This is a genomic window from Thermosyntropha sp. (genome assembly GCF_017656155.1).
Lineage (GTDB): Bacteria > Bacillota > Syntrophomonadia > Syntrophomonadales > Syntrophomonadaceae > Thermosyntropha.
In genome coordinates, this window is the sequence record NZ_JACDOH010000001.1 from 304222 (window position 1) to 324443 (window position 20222).

Genomic DNA, 20222 nt, shown 5'->3' on the forward strand with positions numbered 1-20222 from the left:
AAATATTTTTGCGATATGAAATAAATTTGTTCTTTTCAGAAATTATAATTCGACAGGAAAAAGATGGTTAAAATAATATAATTAAACTTATATATTAGAATTATTTATATTAATGTTTTAACGGTTTTCAATACAAGGGGGTGAACTTTTGCATATTTGGCTTAATGGTTTTTTAAAATCTTTTCATGAAAATTATAATGGTTCAAATATGATGACAGGGATTATGGAAATTCTAGAGTCTTTCTTTCTATTAACTGATGAAGATTTAAATATAATAAAGGCCAGCCGGGGGGTTAGAAATTTATGGAATGTTGGAAGAGAAAATTTGGAAGGCTTAAGTCTTTTTACCTTACTGTCAGAGGAGGAGTTGAATTTAATACAGGAATTGTTGAATTCTTCTGAAAGATGTAAAATTATTCATTTTAAGACTGGAGGGGACAAGCTTAGAAGCTTTAAAATCCATGCCGGTTTTTTAATAGATAGTACAGGCCGGGAATATTATGTGTTTTCAGGGGTAGAGATTAGTGATATTTTGTATGAAAAAAATAAAATTGAAGAGGTTAGCTATAGTAAAACTGAATTTTTAGCTAATATAAGCCATGAAATCAGAACTTCTTTGGTGGGAATTCTGGGTTTTTGCGAGCTGATGAGACGTGAAGCTTTGAGTATTATGCAAAGGGAAGGTATAGAAACTGTATATTATTGTGCTAATCAGCTTTTAGGTCTGGTAAATGATGTGCTTAATTTATCTAAAATTGAAGCAGGACAGATTGAGATAAAGCGGCATGAATTTGATCTTCATAATATGATAAAACAGACTTTTTTATCTTTGTTGCCTCAGTTCAAGAAGAAAGGTTTAGCTTTTAAACTGGTCATATCTGATGATGTGCCGGAAAGTGTAATAGGTGATGAAATACGCATAAGACAGGTGCTTAACAATCTCTTGATAAATGCAGTTAAGTATACGGACGAAGGGTATATAAAGCTAGAGGTTAAACGGGGAAAAGAGAAATTATATGAAAGCCTGGATTTTAATTTGTGTTTTTTAGTTTGCGATACGGGCAGAGGACTTAAAGCAGAAGATGTCGAACAGTTATTTAAGCCTTTTGTCCGGATTAATGATTATGGGGAAGAAAACACCGGCACCGGGCTGGGGTTGGCTATAACTAAAGAGCTGGTAGAAATTATGGGTGGAAGTATATGGTATGAGCCAAATGGAGAAAAGGGATCTATTTTTGCATTTTCTATTCCTTTAAAAAAGGCGAAAAATAGTATAAAAAATGATTTTGAAAGTAATGATGAAAGTTTAGAAAATAATAAAACCTGTGCTAAAGGCAAAAAGGTTTTGCTGGTTGAGGACATAGCTGTTAACCGAAAGCTTATAAGCTATATGCTTAAAGATTTGGGGTATGAAGTGATAACTGCGGAAAATGGGCAGAAGTGTCTTGAAGTTTTAAAAACAGAAGTGCCGGATGTTATTTTAATGGATATGCAGATGCCAGTTATGGATGGTTATAAAGCTGCTTCTATTATACGGGAAACAGGAAATATATATATACCACTGGTTGCTTTGACGGCTTATGCTATGGAAGGAGATGTTGAAAAGTGTCGTCAAGCAGGATGCGACTACTACCTCAGCAAGCCTTTTACTCAAGAACAGTTAAAAAATGTTTTAGACGAGTGTTTTAAATTTAAAGATAGGGTTTGAATAATATAAAATTGAAGTTTTATTTGTTATATTTTAAAGGATTTTATACCCAATATGTTAAATATAATGTATATTATAAAATATAAAAGTCTGAATTGTTGTCAAAATGCAGGCTGGATGAGGGAGGGTTTTAAAATGGCTGATGAAATTCAACTGGTGGTGTTTACTTTAAAACAAGGTGGGACAACTTGTGAATATGGCGTTCCAATAACTAAAGTGCAGGAAATAATCCCTATGACTACTCCTACAAAATTGCCTCAGACTCCTGATTTTGTAGAAGGAATTATCAATCTGCGTGGTAAGATTATACCTATTATTGATTTAAAGAAAAGGTTTGCCATGGGAGAATCTGAAATTACCAGTGAAAGCCGTAGTGTAGTAGTAGAGGTGGAAGGGCAAACAGTAGGTATAATTGTAGATGAAGTAAGTGAAGTTTTACGGTTACCGGTAAGCAGTATTGAACCTCCGCCTGCTGTTATGGGGGGAATTACTGCAGAGTATTTAAAAGGGGTAGGCAAGATCAATGACAGGCTTTTAATTTTGCTTGATATGGATAAGATATTGACTGAACAGGAAAAGAAGGAGTTAGCGGAAGTAGGGGAATAAAAAATAGTTTCAAAGAGGCACCCTGCCCTGGAATCTAAAAGGTTTCGGGGCTATTATTTTTGCAGTATAATTACATATAAATTTTGGAGATTATTACCTCTTATTGGATAAACTAAACTTAGCTTTAATCTTAATATAGGTGGTATTATATGTTAATAGGTATAGATATAGTAGATATTGAAAGGGTAAAAAAAGCGGTTGAAAGGAATCCGCGTTTTTTAAAACGGGTTTTTACTCCGAATGAACTAGAATACTGTATGGGAAAAAATAATCCATATCCTTCGCTGGCAGCAAGGTTTGCGGCTAAAGAAGCTTTGCGTAAACTGCATCCTTTTTTTTCTAAAGGTATTAAGTTTCACGAAGTGGAAGTAGTTCGAGACAGTGGTGGAAGACCGAACATAGTTTTATATGGCAATGCTTTGCTTAAAAAAAGACAGGCAGGGATAGAAAATTTATCTTTAAGCCTTTCACATGCAAAGTATCAGGCGGTAGCTGCTGTGATAGCTACGAAAGGAGTGGGGGAAAATGAAGATTTTGAAAGCAGCGGAGATGAAAGAAATTGATAAACGAGCAAGCAGCGAATACGGAATTCCAAGCATTGTCCTGATGGAGAATGCGGGAATAAGAACAGTTGAAGTTATTGAAGAAGTATTAGGTGATATAAGAGAGAAGAAGGTAGTTGTTGTAGCTGGAAAAGGAAATAATGGCGGAGATGGGCTGGTTATAGCAAGGCAGCTTATAAACGGCGGGGCAAGAGTCGAAACATTTTTACTGGGTGAAGAAAAAGAACTTACTGTAGATACCAGGATAAACTATGAAGTTTTACAAAAAATGAAAGGAAGTATTTATCCTCTGTTAACACCAGATCATTTGCAGATATTTAAAAACAGCCTTCTCAATGCGGATTTAATAGTTGATAGCATTTACGGAATAGGATTTAAGGGAAGTTTGGGTGATTTTGAAGCTGAAGTTGTGAATATTATAAACAGAAGCAGGTCTTTAGTAGTGGCGGTAGATATACCTTCAGGGATAGAGGCTGATACAGGGAAGGTACATAATACAGCGGTAAAAGCTCATCGGACGGTAACTTTTGCTGCTCTCAAGTTAGGGCTTATTTTGGAACCGGGGCATAGTTTTGCAGGCAACATAACAGTTGCTGACATATCTATACCCCGAGGACTTGTTGATAATGATGACTTAAAGAATAATCTTATTACCAGGGAAATGATAAAACCGTACATAAATAAGAGCAATCCTGAATCGCACAAAGGCACTTATGGACATGCACTGGTAATAGGAGGAACAGCAGGAATGACCGGGGCTGTAAGTATGGCTTCTTATGCAGCTTTGCGCACCGGTGCTGGATTGGTAACAGCTGCGGTTCCCGAGTCTTTACTCCCTGTTGTAGCCAGTATGCGTTCCGAAGTTATGACGGCTCCGCTTTCTGAGACGGCACAGTCTACAATTGCCTTAGAGGCTATACCTGCTATTGAAAATCTATTGGGAACAGCTTCAGTTTGTGCAATAGGCTGTGGTATGTCACGTTATATGGAGGCCAAGTCTGTCTTGCGCTTTGTTTTAGAAAAATCAGGAGTGCCTCTGGTTATAGATGCTGATGGGCTTAATGCCTTATCTGAAGATGTAAGTATGCTTGCTAGTCGCCAAGTGCCAGTAGTTTTAACTCCTCATCCGGGGGAAATGGCAAGGCTTATTAAAAAAAGCATAAAGGAGATTCAGGTTAACCGCCTGGAGATTGCTCGGGAATTTGCAGAAAAGTGGCAGGTAACTCTGGTTTTGAAAGGCAATAAAACGATAGTAGCCCTTCCTTCAGGTGATGCATATATAAATATGACGGGGAATCCAGGAATGGGTACTGCAGGTAGTGGAGATGTCCTATGCGGTGTCATTGCTGGACTTATTGCGCAGGGGTTAAATCCGCAAATAGCATCGATAGTTGGAGTATATGTTCATGGCTTGGCCGGGGATTTAGCAGCTGAAGCAAAAGGAGAGCGTGGCCTTGTAGCTGGTGATATAATAGAGTTTGTTCCTGAAGTTTTGAAACAGATGGAGTTATCTTAAATAATATAATATCAGATCCTGGTGAATATTATGGTATGCCAAGTTTTATAATTGATAATAAATAATGAATATTCAGGAAAGAAGGGGAATATATGTTGGCTAGAGATATTATGACCCGTGAAGTTATTATGGTTAAACCTGATACTACTATTGAAGAAGCGGCCAAAATTTTAGTAGAAAACAAAATCAGCGGTATTCCGGTTGTAGATGACGATGAAAATATTTTGGGTATAGTTACAGAAAAAGACCTGATGGTTAAGGCTTCTGAATTAAAAGTTCCTTTTTATATTACTTTATTTGACAGTATTATTTTTTTAGAAAATCCCATACGATTTAATAACAATCTTAAAAAGTATTTTGCTTCCCAGGTCCAAGACGTAATGACTACCCGGGTAATTATGGTGGAAGAAGATACCCCGGTAAGTGAAGTTGCCCGCCTCATGCAGAGTGAGAAGGTAAATCGCATTCCGGTGGTAAAAGAAGGGAAAATAACCGGTATTATTACCCGTAACGATATTCTTAAATCCCTGGTAAGAAAAGATGGATAATAAAAGACCTACCTGGGCAGAAATAGATTTAGAGGCGGTAAGACATAATTTGCGTCAGATAAGGGAAGCGGCTGAAGGGTCTAAAGTAATGGCAGTAGTAAAGGCTAATGCATATGGACACGGTATGCTCAAGGTATGTGAAGTCTGCCTTAAGGAAGGGGTCGATTATTTCGGAGTAGCTAGTTTGGATGAAGCTCTAAATATAAGGGAAGAAAATATAAGAACACCTATACTTATTTTGGGATATGTTTCGCCTGAATATGCTGAAATTATAATAGAGAACGACATAAGCTGCACAGTGTTTAATTTAAACATGGCAGAGGCTTTATCCAGGGCTGCGGTTAAACTAGGAAAAAAAGCGGCAGTCCACATAAAAATAGATACTGGTATGGGAAGATTGGGCTTTTTACCTGATGAGGAAAGCCTGGACATTGTAAGAAATATTATTGCCCTGCCGGGCATATTGGTAGAAGGTATATTTACTCATTTTGCTACTGCTGATGTTCGGGATAAGAGTTTTGCCTATGAACAGCTTACTCGCTTTAACTGGTTCGTAAGTGAATTAGAAAAGGATGGAACCAAAATTCCTATTAAACACTGTTCCAATAGTGCAGCGCTTATTGATTTACCTGAAGCACGTTTTAACATGGTAAGGGCAGGAATAATTTTGTACGGCCTTTATCCTTCAAGGGAAGTCGATCAGAATAGAGTTAAAGTAATTCCAGTTATGCGGCTCAAAAGCAAAATCAGTTTTATAAAAGAGCTTCCAGCCGGGCATACCGTAAGCTATGGACGGACTTACCGCTGTTTAGTTCCTACTAGGGTAGCTGTTGTTCCTGTAGGATATGCTGATGGATATAGCAGGCTTTTGTCTAATAAGGCATGGGCGATGGTAAAAGGGAAAAAAGTGCCTCTGATTGGAACTGTTTGTATGGATCAGTGTATGTTTGATGTAAGTGAGGTAGAGGGTGTAAAAGAAGGTGACGAAGTCCTTCTATTTGGGAGAAAGGAAGATGGAATAACGGTTGATGATTTAGCTTCCATAATTGGAACGATAAATTATGAGGTCCTATCCTGTATAGGGCCACGCGTTCCCCGTATTTTTATAGGTGAATAAATAAAAAGAAATTATTGGATTTGCGAGCACCTTTTCATTTTAGATATAATGTTGCTATCGGTTATACATGTGTAATTTGGAGGTGCTCGTTTTGATAGCCTCAAAGCGAATAATAATAACGGTTCCAGAAAATCTTTTGGCTGAGGTTGAAGATATAATGATAGCGGATGATAAAAGCCGCAGTGAAATAATAAGAGAAGCGATTAAATTTTATTTGGGGGAACGTAAAAGAATTTTGCTTAGAGAACAGATGAAAAAGGGATATATAGAAATGGCAGAGATAAATTTGCGCATTGCGCGTGAAAATGTGGGAGTGGAAGATGAAGTTATGAAAAACGGTGTAGAAAAATGGTTGGAGTGATATGATAGATGATTAAACGAGGTGAAATTTATTTTGCACAGCTGAACCCGGTTATAGGGTCAGAACAGGGTGGCACAAGGCCGGTAGTAGTTGTGCAAAATGATATAGGCAACCAGTATAGTCCGACTACGATTATACTGGCTATAACCTCGCAGATTAATAAAGCGAAACTGCCCACCCATGTTGAACTGAAAGCAGATAATTATGGTTTAGAGAGGGATTCGGTTATTTTAGCCGAGCAAATAAGGACTATTGATAAAACCAGGCTGAAACAGCGAATAGCTGCTTTAGATGAAGAAACCATGAAGAAAGTAGAACAGGCTTTGCTTATAAGTTTAGGTTTGACCGAAATATGATACATAATAACATAATCGAAAGGGTTATTGAAAGATAGCCCCGGCTTTTGAGCCGGGGCTATTTCACTTTAGGTAAGGGAGGGAAAGGTATGATTCAGGTACATATTAACCTGAAAAGGGGGGGCAAAAAAATATTGATAATGATTATCATTATCAATTATGCAGGTTAATTTTTTTTAGTCAAGGGAAAAATTTTTATATTTTGAAACGGGGGTAAGTATATTTTTATAAGAATTGAAACAGGGAGGGATTTATTTGCGCCCAGTTATAGGGATAACCGGTGATTTTTTTGAGGAGGAAAATCTTTTAAGGCTTAAAAAATATTATATTGATATGGTCATGAAAGCAGGAGGAATAGGAATTATTTTAGCTCCGGTAGAAGATGAATTTATAATCAACAATTATATAAATATATGCGATGGCTTTATTTTCAGCGGTGGAGGAGATATTGATCCCTGTTATTGGGGGGAGGCAGCTACTCCTTCTATGAGGGAAATAAATCCTTTAAGGGATAGGTTTGAAATTATGCTGGGACGCAAGATTTTGGGAGGAAATATACCTGCCTTAGGGATATGCCGGGGATGCCAGCTGCTTAATGTGGCAGCAGGGGGAAGTATTGTGCAGAATATTGTTTCTTTGATGTCTCATGAGCAAAAAGCTCCGCGTAGTTATCCTTTTCATGATATATTTATAGAGGAAGAAAGTATTTTGTATAAAATATTAGGGACCGGAAGAATAAAAGTAAACAGCTTTCATCACCAGGCGGTAAATAAGCCTGGGAATGGTATAAAAGTGAGTGCCAGATCAGCCGATGGAGTAGTTGAGGCAGTTGAAAGCGAAAATCATTATTTTGTAATAGGAGTACAATGGCATCCGGAATGTATGGATGATAAATACTCTTTTCTTCTTTTTAAGGCATTAATTGGAGCTTGTCTGAGATATATCTATTAGCTAGTATTATAATAAACTAGGATTTTACATTTAACAGACCAGGATTTTAGTTCATAAGATATTAAAGGAGAGGAAAGGGGCTAGCATTTGTGATTGCCATAAAACAGGGCAAGGTATTCAGTCAGGAAAAAAAAGCTTTTATAGATAATAATTTAATACTGATTGAAGGAAATTATATCAAGGCAGCAGGCGAAAATGTGGAATTTGCTGAAAATGTAAAGGTAATAGATGCTTCTTCTTGCTATATAATGCCCGGGTTTATTGATGCTCATACCCATATAGGGTTGGAAGAAGAAATATACCGGATAGAAGGCGATGATGTAAATGAGATAAGTGATCCGATAACCCCGCATCTGCGGGCAGTAGACGGAATTAACTGGAATGACCTAGCTTTTACAGATGCCTTAAAGGGGGGGGTTACCCGTTCGGTAAGTATGCCCGGCAGTGCTAATATAATTGGCGGGCAGGCGGTTTTTATAAAACATTTGGCTTCAAGCATAATGGATATGGTTTGTAAAAATCCATGTGCTTTAAAGGCTGCTTTAGGAGAAAATCCGAAACGGGTATATACAGCTGAAAAGAAATCGCCTAAAACCAGAATGGCCAACGCTGCTTTTTTGAGGGAGGCTTTTTATAAGGCAGCAAAAAAGCTTGATAAAAGTGATTTATCACCTGAAGAAGAATTTAAATTTCTGCCGCTTTTTAAAGTTTTACGAAAAGAGATGCCTTTATTTTTGCATGCCCACAGGGCGGATGATATTTTGACGGCTTTGCGGATAAAAGATGAGTTTGGCTTTGAACTGGTTATTCAGCATGGCACAGAGGCTTTCATGGTGGCGGATGAGCTTGTTAGAAGAGATGTCCCTGTATTTTTAGGTCCGCTTCTGGTTAATCGGGCGAAGGTAGAGATGAAAGAAGTAGCTTTCAAAAATGCGGCTTTACTTGACAAAGCTGGAGTAAAGTTTGCTTTTATAACTGACCACCCTGTAGTTCCGATTGAGCAACTGAGGGTTTGTGCGGCACTTGCTGTGCGGGAAGGGTTATCAGAAGAAAGAGCTTTAGAAGCGTTGACAGCTATTCCGGCTCAAATTTTAAAATGTGATGGTGATCTTGGTTCTATCGCTCCGGGCAAACGGGCAGATATAGTAATTTTTGACGGCCATCCTCTAGAATTTAAATCCAGGGTTAAATATGTTATGGTTGATGGCGTTTTATGGGGGGATAATCTTGAATAAAGGGGATCTTTTTACAGTATATATTGACGGTAATGTTCTTACGGTTTGTGTCTTGGGATTTTATCAGGAGGAATACAGTGGAGAAGAAATGGTTATCTTGGCAGTAGTAAATCAGGATAATCTTGTTCATATTCCAGCTTCAGATTTAGAAGCTATTTTCCCCCATAAGAAGTATTTGAACTAAAAGTATAGCTAAAAAGAATGGAAGGCTTTCGCTATTGGGAAAGCCTTTTTTATTTGGTTTTATTTTCCTGGAGGAATATATCAATTATATACGAATTTTGTAATTATCCATATTTTTGTGAGGTGAATCAGGATTGTTTAAAAAAGCTGCTGTTTTTTTTATGGCATTTTTTATAATGTTTTTTTTATTTCCTTATTCGGCTGATTCAGCAGACAACATAAAAATAAAGATTGATGGGAAGCTTTGTTTTTTTGAAACCGAACCCCAAATTTTAAATAATCGGGTTATGGTGCCGGTGCGCTTTGTTATAGAAAATCCATCTTTCGGTGGAGAGGTATTCTGGGATGGCAGTTTGCGCAAGGTAGCTATTAACTGTCAGAACCGATATATTGAATTTTATATTGGAAGTATTAAAGCCATAGTTGATGGCAAGGAGTATTATTTTGACGCTGCACCTTACATATATAAAAACAGGAGTTATATTCCTTTAAGGTTTTTGGCGGAAACTTTGGGGGCTAAAGTCAGTTGGGACGGAGATAAGCGGGAAGTAGGGATTAATTTTAAAACCGAAGAGGATGTACATAAAAAAGTCTTTGCATATTATTATTACCGTTCTTTTGATGAGCTCAAGCAGAATGTAGATTTATTTACAGATATAGCTTTTCGATGGTTTTGGACCAATGGAAGAGGAGACCTGTATTACGAATATGCTGATAATTATGACCAGATTTTGCAGTTTACACACGATGCAGGGATAAAAAGTCATGCGAGTATAGCCTTGATGGTAAAAGAGCCGCTGCATGAGCTTTTAACCAGTTCTCAAAATCGTAGGAACCTTATTGATAATATTGTTTATATAGTTAAAAGGGATAAATATGATGGGGTTAATATTGATTTTGAATTTATTGACCCTAATGATGGCCCATATTTTACTATATTTCTGCGTGAGCTTAAAACGGCGTTAGGTAAGGATATTCCTCTTTCGGTGGCGGTTTTTGGCCGAACTGGTAAAGACAAGTGGCCTATAGCTTATGAATATGATAAAATTGGCCAAATAGCAGATTATGTTGTAGTGATGGCTTATGATTACAGCTATGCTACATCGAATCCCGGACCGATAGCCCCTCTGTGGTGGGTGAAAGAGGTGGCAGATTATATGTCAAGAGTTATGCCGGCGGAAAAAATACTTCTAGGTATTCCGACTTATGGTTATGATTGGTCTTTAGCCGGAGGAAGGGCGAGCACGGTTACGGCAACAAAATTGCAGAATCTTAAAAGCAAATATGTTCTTAATGAATATTTCGACAGTTATAGCATGAGTCCTTATTGGACATATTATGACGCGTATGGAAACCTTCATTATATTTGGCTTGAAAATAAAAGGAGCCTTGAAGAAAAGATTAAAGTAGCAGATGATTATGGCTTGGGAGGGATTTCCTTCTGGAGGATAGGCAATGGTTTTACAGATCTTTATGAGCTTTTAAGGGAAAGAAAATAGTTAAAAAAATCGTCAATTTATGTTCCTTTGATATATAATTAATGAAAGAAAGAGCCGCCTTTAGAGGCGGTTTAAATTTTGCTTTAGATCACGTGTAATTTTCATAATTATTGAGGTTATACTTTAGGGAGGGGATAAAAAAATGGAACCTGAACAGCCTGATCTTTTCGGCGGTTTATTTGGTGAAAAAAAAGAAGTTGAAATAGAGATAGAAAACCAGGAAAAGATATATACGCCTTTTCTCCCTGGAGTTGAAATAGGAGAGGCTTATCCTCATGTTAAAACTTTAAGTGAGCTGGAAAAAGAAGCTTTAAGCTGTCAAAAGTGCCGTCTGCGCAGTACCTGTAATAAGGTGGTTTTTGGAGAAGGACCTGAAAAAAGCAGGATTATGCTGATTGGAGAAGGACCGGGAAAGGATGAAGATGAACAGGGAAGGCCTTTTGTGGGAAGAGCCGGACAGCTTTTAGACAGGATACTTAATGCTGCTGAGATTCCTCGTGAAAAAGCTTATATAAGCAATGTGGTAAAATGCCGGCCGCCGGGGAACCGGCTTCCTAATCCGGATGAGGTTCATGCGTGCCGGGGTTATCTGGAGGCTCAGATAAGGATAATAAAACCGGCTATTATTGTTTGCCTTGGTTCTATGGCAAGCCAGGTTATAATAAGTCCAAAGGCGAGGATTACACAGATAAGGGGCAATTGGTTTATGCGTGGTGGAATTATGATAATGCCGACTTTCCATCCGGCTGCTCTTTTGAGAAATGAGTCTTATAAGCGCCCAACCTGGGAAGACTTTAAAATGATAAGAGATCAGTTTAAAAAAATAATTTAAATTTAAAAATGATATTAAAGAGGTGAAAAGATGCAGCTTGTGGTTGAGAATGCTGCGAAAATGGAAGAACTGGGAGAAAAACTGGCAGGGCTATTAAAATCGCAGGATATTGTTTATCTTACAGGCGATTTAGGGGTAGGAAAAACTACTCTGGTACGGGGAATAGCCCGGGGGTTAGGATATGAAGGTAAGGTTACCAGCCCTACCTTTACTTTAATGAATATTTATGAGGGGAAATTTCCCATTTTTCATTTTGACTTTTATCGCCTTGATGAAGAATCAGAGCTTAAGGATTTAGGTTTAGAGGATTATCTGGGAAAAGAAGGCATAGCCCTTGTAGAGTGGGCTAAGGGTTCAAGCCTTTTTTTGCCTGAAGAAGCTTTGTTCATAAATATCACTTTAGTTGATGATGATTATGAAAAGGGTCGGCTTGTAAGTTTTAAAGCCTGTGGAAAAAAATATGAAGAAAAGCTTAAGGAGTTGAAAAATCTTGCTGGTTTTAGCCGTTGACAGTGCTACACCGGTAGCAGGAGTAGCTGTTTTAAACAGGGATAAAGTTTTATATGAAGAATTCTGCAACTACAAAAAAACCCATTCTGAAACTTTGCTTCCTATGATTGATCGGGCTTTAAAGGTCTGTGAATGCACTTTAGATGACATCACAGCTTTAGCCGTTACAATAGGTCCGGGTTCTTTTACCGGGCTCAGGATAGGTATGGGGACAGTAAAAGGTTTGAGCCTGGCTTCAGGTAAACCTGTGGTAACTATATCTACTTTGGACATGTTGGCAGCTAATGCTCTATATGCGGAGGATTTGCTGATCGTTCCCGTTTTGGATGCACGAAAAAATGAGGTATACAGTGCGATTTATGAGTTTCATGGGATTATGCAAAAGATTGTTCCTGAAAAGACATGGGGAACGGAAGAGCTGGTTTTAAAAATTGAGGAAGAAAAAAAATCTTTAGGTAAAAAAGGAGTTATAATGCTGGGGGATGGATTTTATCCTTATGAGGATTACTGGCGAAATATGTTTGGTGAAAACATGTTTGTGCCGCCTCCCCATTTGATGCTTCCACGTGCTGCTGCTATGGGGGTGTGGGCTTTTGATAAAATAGAAAAAGAAGATTTTGCAGATATATGGACTTTAAGTCCGGTTTATTTACGTTTATCGGAAGCAGAATATCGGCTTAGAAGAGGAGAATTGTAAATGGAGAATTTGCCTTTTATTATAAGGAAGATGACAGAACGGGATATAGATGAAGTCGTACGCATAGAACAGGAATCATTTCCGGTTCCCTGGTCTAAAGAAGCATATCTTGGAGAACTTAAAAATAACTTTGCAGTTTATCTGGTTTGCGATTATGAAGGTGAAATTGCTGGTTATGGGGGAATGTGGATAGTATTCGAAGAAGCCCACATAACTAACATTGCAGTAGATAAGAGGTTTAGAGGAAAAGGTATGGGAAGAAGTCTTTTAGAGGAACTTGAAAGAATAGCCCGGGAAAAAAATGCTTTGCGCATAGTCTTAGAAGTAAGGCCATCAAATCATGTTGCAAGAAATTTATACAAGAGCGTAGGGTTTGTAGAGACATCAATTCGTAAAGGGTATTATTCAAATAATGGAGAAGATGCCATTGTTATGACAAAGCTTTTATTTTAATTATCCAAGTTGTAAGTGACACTTTTCAACAGAATCCACTTTTTATCCACAGAATTCTGTGGATAAATGTTTATAAACTGAGTATAAATTATTATTTTAATGAGGTGAAAAGGTGCAGGAAGTAAAGATTTTAGGTATTGAAACTTCATGTGATGAAACAGCAGCCTCTATCGTAAAAAATGGGAAAGATATAATGTCGAATGTTGTAAACTCACAGATTAAAATCCATCAAGCGTTTGGTGGGGTAGTTCCGGAAGTAGCTTCCCGCCGGCATATTGAAAATATTGCACTGGTTGTCGATACTGCATTTAAGGAAGCAGGGCTCAGCTATGAGGATATTGATGCAGTAGCGGTAACAAACCGGCCGGGACTTATTGGTGCACTTTTAGTTGGGGTATCTTTTGCCAAAGGATTTGCATATGGGCTTAATAAACCGCTTATTGCAGTAAATCATCTTTATGGACATATTTATGCTAATTTTTTGGAACATTCAGATATAAGGTTTCCGGCTGTTTGTTTAGTAGTTTCCGGGGGACATACCAGCCTTTTGGTTATGAAAGGGACGGAAGAATATGAGCTTATTGGGGAAACTTTGGATGATGCAGCAGGGGAGGCTTTTGACAAGGTAGCCAGGTTTATGAACTTGGGTTATCCCGGAGGACCGGCTATACAGAAAGCGGCTGAAAAAGGACAAGCAGGAAAGTACAGCTTACCCCGAGTTTTCTTGGATAGAGATGATTTTGATTTCAGTTTCAGCGGACTTAAAACTGCTGCCATGAATTTGTGGAACAAGCTTAACAGGAAAGGGGAAGCTGATGTTTATGATATGGCGGCTGAGTTTCAGGCTGCTCTGGTAGAGGTTTTAGCAGAAAAAACAGTCAGGGCAGCAAAGAAATATAATGCGCAAAGTGTTATGCTGGCTGGAGGGGTTGCAGCCAACAGTGAACTTAGAAGGGTAGTTAAACAAAAAGCGGATAAACTTGGCTTACCTCTTTATTATCCTTCATTAAAACTGTGTACTGATAATGCAGCTATGATTGCCGGTAGTGCATATCACCGCTATTTGAAACAGGATTTTGCCCCTCTTAACTTAAATGCTTATGCTACTATGTCAATTTTGTGAAAAAATATTGTGGATAATGTGCATAACTCTGTTGATAACTTGGTATATTTTTATAGCGTCAATAGTAGAAAATAAGGCATAAAAAGAGTTGGAAGAATAGTTGACAAATTTTGTTGTGGATAAATTGTTTGAGGAGTGAATAAATTTGCATCCGATTTTAATTAAAATAGGAAATATCAGCATATATTCCTGGGGATTTATGCTGGCAATCGCCACTTTAATCGGGATATGGGGGGTAGGTAAACTTTTTGAAAAGGAAGGTCTTTCGTCAGATACTGCTTTAAATATGATAATAATTATGGTGATATCAGGGATTATCGGCGGACGTCTGTCTTATATACTGATTTATGAGCGTGAAGAATTTCTTATAAGTCCGTTAGCTGTTTTATTTACTTCAGGACTGTCCGGTCTGATATGGTATGGTGCTTTTATAGGCGGTTTTATTGCCTACTTTATATATGTGCGGAAAAAGAAAATGCCTTTTTTTAAAATTGCTGATATGTTTGCACCTTATATAGCTCTAGGTTATGCTATTGTAAGGATTGGGTGTTTTCTTAACGGATGTTGTTATGGGAATATAACCGATTCAGTTTGTGGGGTAGTTTTTCCAACGGTAGATACTTTTCCCCGGCATCCGACCCAGCTTTACAGTTCTGCTTTAAATTTTATCCTGTTTGTTGTTTTATGGCGGCTTTATCCCCGTAAGAAATTTGAGGGACAGGTTTTTGCTGTATATATAATAGGATATTCTATATACCGGTTTATTGTGGAATTTTTCCGCGACAGCCTTATAACTTACGGTTTTTTAACTTTAGGACAGGTATATACTTTAATTTTGTTGATTATTGGAGTTATACTTTATGGGTGGCTTAAGAGAAGGCATATTTATTAAAATGGAGGTAATAGCTTATGTTAAATCCGCGCGATGAGTTGAGGCAGGAGATGGGCAGACGCCGCAAAGCTCTCAGTCCAGGAGAAGTACAGGAATTAAGCGGCAAAATAATAAAAAAGCTTGATGAGATTGAAAAAATAAATAAAGCCCAGGTGATAATGGGTTTTTTAAGCATCAGGAATGAAGTGGATTTAATGCCTTTTTTAGAAGAACAGAGAAAAAAAGGGAAAACGGTTGTTTTGCCCCGGGTAATAAACGAAGAGGTAATGGAAGCTATAGAATATAAAGGAGAAGAATGGACAACCAAAGGGCCTTTCGGCATAATCGAACCGGTAGGGGAGCCGTTTGATCCGCAGAAGATTGATGTTATTCTGGTGCCGGGCCTGGTTTTTGATGCTAGAGGGTATCGCTTGGGCTATGGCCGCGGGTATTACGACCGTTTTCTTTCCAGGGTGAGAAAGGATACCTTTTTATGCGGGGTTTGCTATGATTTCCAGGTGGTAAAGAATGTATATCCACATGAAGCCGACCTGCCGGTGCACTGGATTGTAACCGACAGATCAGAAATAGCGGTTAACTGGAATTACTTTTAAAAACAAAAGGGGTTATGCCATTTTTTAAAATAAATTACATAACCCCTTTGTTTTTTTAGTTTTTGTTAACTTCTTTAAGGGCTGTGAATACTCCGCCGAGTCCTGCCAGGTCACTGGGAATGATAATTTTGGTTGCCTGACCATTGCCTAAATCTTTTAAGGTTTCGAGGGATTTTAAAGCCAGGACTTTATCGTCAGCGGATGCCTCTTTTATCATAACTAAACTATCGGCAAATGCTTTTTGAACCATTAGAATGGCTTCGGCTTCACCCTGAGCTTGCAAAATTTTAGCCTGTTTTTGCCCTTCAGCTTCTCTTATTTGGGCTTCTCTTATAGCTTCAGCGTTGAGGATGGCTGCCTGTTTTTTACCTTCGGCTTCTAATATGGCGGCAGTTTTTTGACCTTCAGCTATAAGGATTGCCTCGCGTTTTTCGCGTTCAGCCCGCATTTGTTTTTCCATAGCCTCCTGAATGTCTTTGGGCGGCAGTATGTTTTTAAGTTCTACCCTGTTAACCTTTATTCCCCATTTGTCAGTAGCTTCATCCAAAATGGCGCGCAGTTTGGTGTTTACTATATCCCGGGAAGTCAAAGTTTCATCAAGCTCTAATTCTCCCACTATATTACGCAGGGTGGTAGCGGTTAGGTTTTCAATGGCCAGTATGGGGTTAGCTATTTCATAAGCATATTTGAAAGGGTCGGTAACCTGATAATAAACTACAGTATCAATCATCATGGTAACATTGTCTTTGGTTATTACCGGTTGAGGAGGAAAATCTACTACCTGTTCACGTAGGTCAACAATATGGCGAAAACTGTCTATAAACGGTATTATAATATTTATGCCCTGCTGAGCAGTTTTATGGTATTTTCCCAGCCTTTCGACTATACCTACGGTAGATTGCTTGATTATCTTAATGGAAGATAATCCTATAATGATAACAAATATAACGATGAGTATCTGTAAAATTAATCCGAGCATAAAATTCTCCTTTCTTTTTTTAAGTTAAGCTTTTTTAATCTTAAGCTTTACTCCATCAATTCCTACTACTTCTATACGGGTATTTTCCTCAATTTCCTCGTCAGATATTGCTGTCCAGACTTCCCCGTTTACTTTGACCTGACCTAGGTGTAAAGGTTTTATCTGGCTTAAGGTTATGCCGTGCTGCCCGATTAATGCGCTTACATTGCTGGATTTGTCTTCGGTTTTTATAAATTTTACAACTATGGGTCTGGTAAATATTATGAATACTAAGGTTAAAAGAGCAAAGACTAGAAGCTGACTTTCCAAATTAGGCAGTATTTTAAGGCTTGCCCCTAAGGCTACCAAAAGAGCAGAAAGAGCAAGCCATAAAAACCAGAAGCCAACTGTAAATATTTCAATTACCCCTGCAATGATGGCGGCTATGATCCAGTAGGAAGGAGACAAAGAAAAACCTCCTTTCTTTAGTTTATTTTATTCATAAATAAGATATGAAATTATATTTAATAGTATAATATCACAAACTGGGAGGAACAAACTTGGATTTTATGTAAAAACCTCCTTAAAAGGTATTGGAAATTATTATCAAGGGCGGCAGATAAAAGCTTTATTGAGTGAGGATTTTATTATGGTTTTTTACCAGACAGATTAAATAGGCATTATATGAAAAATGTTGTATAATGTAAATAAATTTATATATAGCTCCGATTCAGTTTTGCCTAAGGCTCAAGGCTATGGCGGCTGAACGATAGGGTATGCGGGGAAACCTGTATGCCTCCCATTTGGAAAGGAGTGTAATTTTTAAAAGGTCATATTGCACCCTTTTCCGGGTGCTTATTTTTATAATAAGGGAGGGTTAGTTTTATGGAAAAAAAACAGGAAATAGCCGAAGAAATTCAAAAGAAAGCTCTTAATGGCAGAATAACCTGCAGTGATGCTCGCAAAATAGCAGAAGAGTTAGAAGTCTCCCCTAAAGTAGTGGGAGAGCTGTGCGATGAGCTTAAAATAAAGATTTGTGCTTGTGAATTAGGTTGTTTTTAAACGGGAGATTTTCCCTTAAAGGGAGTGATTAAAGAATGGTAGACAGATTTGGACGGGAAATTAATTACATGAGGATTTCAGTAACGGATCGTTGTAACTTAAGATGTCTTTATTGTATGCCTGAGGAGGGAATTGATTATAAACTTACACATAAAGATATTTTAAGTTTGGAGGAATTGGCCAGACTTACCCGGGTAGCTGCCTCTGTAGGTATAAAAAAGGTGCGCCTTACCGGTGGAGAACCTTTAGTGAGGAAAAATATCGAAAAACTGGTGGAGTATATTGCTGAAATACCAGAAATAGATGATATTGCTCTTACCACCAATGGAGTAAAGTTCAAGGTCATGGCGACAAGATTGAAGAAGGCTGGACTTAAACGGGTAAATTTCAGCCTTGACAGCTTAAAACCGGAAAGGTTCAGCTATATTACCCGGGGTGGAGATATAAAGCCGGTAATGGAAGGCATTTTTACTGCATTGGAATTGGGACTTAATCCGATAAAGATTAATACGGTGGTCATAAAAGGGTTTAATGATGATGAAGTCCTGGAATTTGCAAAATTAGCCTATGATTATCCCTTACACATAAGGTTTATAGAATTTATGCCGGTAGGAGATATTAAGTTTTGGAATGAAGACAAGCTGATTAAGAGTGAGAAAATTAAGTCCAGAATAGAACATGAATTTGAGCTGGCTTTACCGGATAAAATTGTGGGTAGCGGCCCGGCTAAATATTTTAAGCTAAGAGGCGGACAGGGGTCAGTTGGCTTTATAAGTCCCATGAGCAATCATTTCTGTGGTGAATGTAACCGCATCCGGCTTACTGCTGATGGTAAGCTTAGAGGATGTTTGTATAGTAAGGAAGAAGTTGATTTAATGGAAGCTATCAAACAAAACGCAAATGATGATGAATTGGCTGAGATTTTTTTAGAAGCTATTAACAATAAACCTAGACATCATAATTTTGGTTCTGGCTGGGGTAAGGAAAATGAACGCAAAATGTACCAGATAGGAGGCTAAAGATGGATTTTACCCATATAAACGAGCAGGGTAGAGCTAAGATGGTTGATGTTACAGCCAAAGAGGATACCAAAAGAAAAGCGGTTGCCCAGGCTAAAATATGTATGCAAAAAGAAACCCTGGAGAGGATTAAAAGTGGTGGAATAAAAAAAGGAGATGTCTTATCTGTAGCTCAAGTGGCAGGTATAATGGGAGCCAAAAAAACTTCGGATGTTATTCCTATGTGCCATCCCCTTTTGCTTACAGGTGTAGATATAAATTTTACTATAGATGAAGAACATAATGAGATAATTATAACTTCTGAAGTTAAGACTGCTGGTAAAACTGGTGTGGAGATGGAAGCCTTGACTGCAGTAAGTGTAGCTGCTTTAACTGTTTATGATATGTGCAAGGCAGTAGACAGGTGGATGAAAATTACTGATATAAAACTTCTTGAAAAAAAAGGAGGCAAAAGCGGTCATTTAATAAGAGAAAGGGATTAAGGAGGAACTATTATATGCCTGAAGGGACTTTGTATTCTATAAGCATAAGCCCGGAAAGGGGAACGCTTAAAAATGAAGTAGAAGAAGCCCGGGTTATCGAAAATTATGGGCTAGAGAATGATGGACATGCAGGGGATTGGGATAGACAGGTTACCTGTCTTAATAAGGCGAGTGTTGATAAGGTAAACTGCGAACACGGCTTGAATGTCGGACCGGGAGGTTTTGCGGAAAACCTGCTTATCGAAGGCATTGATTTAGTAAAAATAGGGGTAGGAGGAAAGCTTAAGGTCGGAAATGATGTAATCCTTCGGGTTATGCAGATTGGGAAAGAGGATCATCCCAGCATTGTAACCCGCACTTATGGAGGAATATCTCTCCTTCCTTATGAAGGCCTTTTTTGCCGGGTTATAAAGGGTGGAACTATAAGAAAAGGAGATAAAGTAGAGGTGTTATGATGTATAGAACCGGAATTTTGGTTATGAGTGACAAGGGTTTTAAGGGAGAAAGGGAGGATATAAGCGGGAAGACTATAGAAAAAATGTTGGGGAAAGATTATGTATGCGAATACTATGAAATAGTCCCAGATGAAAAGAAAATAATAATAGACAAAATTAAATATGCCTGTGATGTACTTAAACTTGATTTACTCTTGACTTCTGGAGGAACCGGCTTATCTCCCCGGGATGTAACACCTGATGCTACTTTAGAAGTAGTTGAAAAACTGGTGCCGGGGATTCCAGAAGCTATACGCTTTTACGGACTTAAAAAAACTCCCCGGGCCATGCTTTCGCGGGGAATTGCAGGTATAAGAGGCAAGACCCTTATCATAAATCTTCCCGGAAGTGTAAAAGGGGTAAGGGAAGGATTGGAGGCAATTATGCCTGCATTAGGACATGGACTGGATATACTTGAAGGAAAATCCGGGGAATGTGGAGAACTACTTTAAAAATTAGGTTTA

At 38.1% G+C, this 20222-nt stretch carries 26 protein-coding genes and 1 riboswitch; of the genes, 24 read left to right on the forward strand and 2 right to left on the reverse strand.

Features of this window, described 5'->3' with window-relative positions; translation table 11 throughout:
• Window positions 1-148 precede the first annotated feature (148 nt).
• The 19 genes from H0Z36_RS01585 to H0Z36_RS01675 all read left to right on the forward strand — a co-directional run bounded on the left by H0Z36_RS01585 (window position 149) and on the right by H0Z36_RS01675 (window position 15743).
• Window positions 149-1708, forward strand: coding sequence for a response regulator (locus tag H0Z36_RS01585; protein WP_296863246.1), 1560 nt, complete (start codon window positions 149-151; stop codon window positions 1706-1708).
• A gap of 135 nt (window positions 1709-1843) precedes the next feature.
• Window positions 1844-2314, forward strand: a complete 471-nt coding sequence (locus H0Z36_RS01590; RefSeq protein ID WP_296863248.1) for a chemotaxis protein CheW — start codon at window positions 1844-1846, stop codon at window positions 2312-2314.
• Between the two features lie 149 nt (window positions 2315-2463).
• Window positions 2464-2877: a holo-ACP synthase gene (gene acpS, locus H0Z36_RS01595; RefSeq protein WP_296863250.1), complete on the forward strand. Its 414-nt coding sequence runs from the start codon at window positions 2464-2466 to the stop codon at window positions 2875-2877.
• The gene (locus H0Z36_RS01600; protein ID WP_296863252.1) at window positions 2840-4393 is read left to right on the forward strand and encodes an NAD(P)H-hydrate dehydratase; all 1554 of its coding nucleotides are present in this window, start codon (window positions 2840-2842) and stop codon (window positions 4391-4393) included. Before acpS ends, H0Z36_RS01600 begins: the two co-directional genes overlap by 38 nt.
• Window positions 4394-4485: 92 nt before the next feature.
• On the forward strand, window positions 4486-4941 hold the full coding sequence (locus H0Z36_RS01605; RefSeq protein ID WP_296863255.1) for a CBS domain-containing protein: 456 nt from the start codon (window positions 4486-4488) through the stop codon (window positions 4939-4941).
• Window positions 4934-6058, forward strand: a complete 1125-nt coding sequence (gene alr, locus H0Z36_RS01610; protein ID WP_296863257.1) for an alanine racemase — start codon at window positions 4934-4936, stop codon at window positions 6056-6058. Before H0Z36_RS01605 ends, alr begins: the two co-directional genes overlap by 8 nt.
• A gap of 91 nt (window positions 6059-6149) precedes the next feature.
• The gene (locus H0Z36_RS01615) at window positions 6150-6419 is read left to right on the forward strand and encodes a ribbon-helix-helix protein, CopG family (RefSeq protein WP_296863258.1); all 270 of its coding nucleotides are present in this window, start codon (window positions 6150-6152) and stop codon (window positions 6417-6419) included.
• Between the two features lie 8 nt (window positions 6420-6427).
• Complete coding sequence (locus tag H0Z36_RS01620; protein ID WP_296863261.1) at window positions 6428-6775, forward strand: type II toxin-antitoxin system PemK/MazF family toxin; 348 nt, start codon at window positions 6428-6430, stop codon at window positions 6773-6775.
• A gap of 255 nt (window positions 6776-7030) precedes the next feature.
• Window positions 7031-7726: a gamma-glutamyl-gamma-aminobutyrate hydrolase family protein gene (locus tag H0Z36_RS01625; RefSeq protein ID WP_296863263.1), complete on the forward strand. Its 696-nt coding sequence runs from the start codon at window positions 7031-7033 to the stop codon at window positions 7724-7726.
• An 89-nt stretch (window positions 7727-7815) separates the two neighbouring features.
• The gene (locus H0Z36_RS01630; RefSeq protein WP_296863265.1) at window positions 7816-8961 is read left to right on the forward strand and encodes an amidohydrolase; all 1146 of its coding nucleotides are present in this window, start codon (window positions 7816-7818) and stop codon (window positions 8959-8961) included.
• A complete protein-coding gene (locus H0Z36_RS01635) occupies window positions 8954-9145 on the forward strand; it encodes a hypothetical protein (RefSeq protein ID WP_296863267.1) in 192 nt (63 codons plus the stop codon). Before H0Z36_RS01630 ends, H0Z36_RS01635 begins: the two co-directional genes overlap by 8 nt.
• 175 nt (window positions 9146-9320) lie before the next feature.
• Complete coding sequence (locus H0Z36_RS01640) at window positions 9321-10643, forward strand: glycosyl hydrolase family 18 protein (protein WP_296863269.1); 1323 nt, start codon at window positions 9321-9323, stop codon at window positions 10641-10643.
• Between the two features lie 142 nt (window positions 10644-10785).
• A complete protein-coding gene (locus H0Z36_RS01645) occupies window positions 10786-11475 on the forward strand; it encodes a uracil-DNA glycosylase (protein WP_296863271.1) in 690 nt (229 codons plus the stop codon).
• A 30-nt stretch (window positions 11476-11505) separates the two neighbouring features.
• Entirely contained in the window at window positions 11506-11985 is a 480-nt protein-coding gene (tsaE, locus tag H0Z36_RS01650; protein WP_296863273.1) for a tRNA (adenosine(37)-N6)-threonylcarbamoyltransferase complex ATPase subunit type 1 TsaE, read from the forward strand.
• Window positions 11966-12682, forward strand: a complete 717-nt coding sequence (tsaB, locus tag H0Z36_RS01655; protein ID WP_296863275.1) for a tRNA (adenosine(37)-N6)-threonylcarbamoyltransferase complex dimerization subunit type 1 TsaB — start codon at window positions 11966-11968, stop codon at window positions 12680-12682. Before tsaE ends, tsaB begins: the two co-directional genes overlap by 20 nt.
• Window positions 12683-13135: a ribosomal protein S18-alanine N-acetyltransferase gene (rimI, locus tag H0Z36_RS01660; RefSeq protein ID WP_296863277.1), complete on the forward strand. Its 453-nt coding sequence runs from the start codon at window positions 12683-12685 to the stop codon at window positions 13133-13135.
• Between the two features lie 112 nt (window positions 13136-13247).
• Window positions 13248-14258, forward strand: coding sequence for a tRNA (adenosine(37)-N6)-threonylcarbamoyltransferase complex transferase subunit TsaD (gene tsaD, locus H0Z36_RS01665; RefSeq protein ID WP_296863279.1), 1011 nt, complete (start codon window positions 13248-13250; stop codon window positions 14256-14258).
• 145 nt (window positions 14259-14403) lie between these two features.
• Window positions 14404-15150 carry a prolipoprotein diacylglyceryl transferase gene (lgt, locus tag H0Z36_RS01670; protein WP_296863281.1) on the forward strand — a complete coding sequence of 249 codons (747 nt, stop codon included), beginning with the start codon at window positions 14404-14406 and terminating at the stop codon, window positions 15148-15150.
• 17 nt (window positions 15151-15167) lie between these two features.
• Window positions 15168-15743 carry a 5-formyltetrahydrofolate cyclo-ligase gene (locus tag H0Z36_RS01675; RefSeq protein WP_296863283.1) on the forward strand — a complete coding sequence of 192 codons (576 nt, stop codon included), beginning with the start codon at window positions 15168-15170 and terminating at the stop codon, window positions 15741-15743.
• Window positions 15744-15798: 55 nt separating this feature from the next.
• Here H0Z36_RS01675 and H0Z36_RS01680 read toward each other — a convergent pair whose 3' ends face one another.
• Entirely contained in the window at window positions 15799-16722 is a 924-nt protein-coding gene (locus H0Z36_RS01680) for an SPFH domain-containing protein (protein ID WP_296863285.1), read from the reverse strand.
• Window positions 16723-16746: 24 nt separating this feature from the next.
• Window positions 16747-17169, reverse strand: coding sequence for an NfeD family protein (locus H0Z36_RS01685; RefSeq protein ID WP_296863286.1), 423 nt, complete (start codon window positions 17167-17169; stop codon window positions 16747-16749).
• A gap of 243 nt (window positions 17170-17412) precedes the next feature.
• A riboswitch (molybdenum cofactor riboswitch) is annotated at window positions 17413-17531 on the forward strand.
• A 55-nt stretch (window positions 17532-17586) separates the two neighbouring features.
• Here H0Z36_RS01685 and H0Z36_RS01690 point away from each other — a divergent pair.
• Genes H0Z36_RS01690 through H0Z36_RS01710 form a run of 5 tightly spaced genes read left to right on the forward strand, consistent with a single transcriptional unit; the run spans window position 17587 to window position 20210 of the window.
• Entirely contained in the window at window positions 17587-17763 is a 177-nt protein-coding gene (locus H0Z36_RS01690; protein WP_296863288.1) for a hypothetical protein, read from the forward strand.
• Window positions 17764-17798: 35 nt separating this feature from the next.
• Window positions 17799-18782 (forward strand): GTP 3',8-cyclase MoaA, encoded by a 984-nt coding sequence (moaA, locus tag H0Z36_RS01695; protein WP_296863290.1) that lies wholly within the window; start codon window positions 17799-17801, stop codon window positions 18780-18782.
• Window positions 18783-18784: 2 nt separating this feature from the next.
• Window positions 18785-19264, forward strand: coding sequence for a cyclic pyranopterin monophosphate synthase MoaC (moaC, locus tag H0Z36_RS01700; protein ID WP_296863292.1), 480 nt, complete (start codon window positions 18785-18787; stop codon window positions 19262-19264).
• 14 nt (window positions 19265-19278) lie between these two features.
• Window positions 19279-19719, forward strand: a complete 441-nt coding sequence (locus H0Z36_RS01705; protein WP_296863294.1) for an MOSC domain-containing protein — start codon at window positions 19279-19281, stop codon at window positions 19717-19719.
• Window positions 19719-20210: a MogA/MoaB family molybdenum cofactor biosynthesis protein gene (locus H0Z36_RS01710; RefSeq protein WP_296863363.1), complete on the forward strand. Its 492-nt coding sequence runs from the start codon at window positions 19719-19721 to the stop codon at window positions 20208-20210. Before H0Z36_RS01705 ends, H0Z36_RS01710 begins: the two co-directional genes overlap by 1 nt.
• Window positions 20211-20222 lie beyond the last annotated feature (12 nt).

What these genes read in the sequence shown, in the direction of transcription:
- H0Z36_RS01680 (WP_296863285.1), bottom strand. Translation starts at nt 16,722, where the DNA reads ATGCTCGGATTAATTTTACAGATACTCATCGTTATATTTGTTATCATT.
- moaC (WP_296863292.1), top strand. Translation starts at nt 18,785, where the DNA reads ATGGATTTTACCCATATAAACGAGCAGGGTAGAGCTAAGATGGTTGAT.
- H0Z36_RS01645 (WP_296863271.1), top strand. Translation starts at nt 10,786, where the DNA reads ATGGAACCTGAACAGCCTGATCTTTTCGGCGGTTTATTTGGTGAAAAA.
- alr (WP_296863257.1), top strand. Translation starts at nt 4,934, where the DNA reads ATGGATAATAAAAGACCTACCTGGGCAGAAATAGATTTAGAGGCGGTA.
- H0Z36_RS01690 (WP_296863288.1), top strand. Translation starts at nt 17,587, where the DNA reads ATGGAAAAAAAACAGGAAATAGCCGAAGAAATTCAAAAGAAAGCTCTT.
- tsaE (WP_296863273.1), top strand. Translation starts at nt 11,506, where the DNA reads ATGCAGCTTGTGGTTGAGAATGCTGCGAAAATGGAAGAACTGGGAGAA.
- acpS (WP_296863250.1), top strand. Translation starts at nt 2,464, where the DNA reads ATGTTAATAGGTATAGATATAGTAGATATTGAAAGGGTAAAAAAAGCG.
- H0Z36_RS01600 (WP_296863252.1), top strand. Translation starts at nt 2,840, where the DNA reads ATGAAGATTTTGAAAGCAGCGGAGATGAAAGAAATTGATAAACGAGCA.
- rimI (WP_296863277.1), top strand. Translation starts at nt 12,683, where the DNA reads ATGGAGAATTTGCCTTTTATTATAAGGAAGATGACAGAACGGGATATA.
- H0Z36_RS01605 (WP_296863255.1), top strand. Translation starts at nt 4,486, where the DNA reads ATGTTGGCTAGAGATATTATGACCCGTGAAGTTATTATGGTTAAACCT.
- H0Z36_RS01620 (WP_296863261.1), top strand. Translation starts at nt 6,428, where the DNA reads ATGATTAAACGAGGTGAAATTTATTTTGCACAGCTGAACCCGGTTATA.
- H0Z36_RS01705 (WP_296863294.1), top strand. Translation starts at nt 19,279, where the DNA reads ATGCCTGAAGGGACTTTGTATTCTATAAGCATAAGCCCGGAAAGGGGA.
- H0Z36_RS01640 (WP_296863269.1), top strand. Translation starts at nt 9,321, where the DNA reads ATGTTTTTTTTATTTCCTTATTCGGCTGATTCAGCAGACAACATAAAA.
- H0Z36_RS01590 (WP_296863248.1), top strand. Translation starts at nt 1,844, where the DNA reads ATGGCTGATGAAATTCAACTGGTGGTGTTTACTTTAAAACAAGGTGGG.
- H0Z36_RS01675 (WP_296863283.1), top strand. Translation starts at nt 15,168, where the DNA reads ATGTTAAATCCGCGCGATGAGTTGAGGCAGGAGATGGGCAGACGCCGC.
- H0Z36_RS01710 (WP_296863363.1), top strand. Translation starts at nt 19,719, where the DNA reads ATGTATAGAACCGGAATTTTGGTTATGAGTGACAAGGGTTTTAAGGGA.
- moaA (WP_296863290.1), top strand. Translation starts at nt 17,799, where the DNA reads ATGGTAGACAGATTTGGACGGGAAATTAATTACATGAGGATTTCAGTA.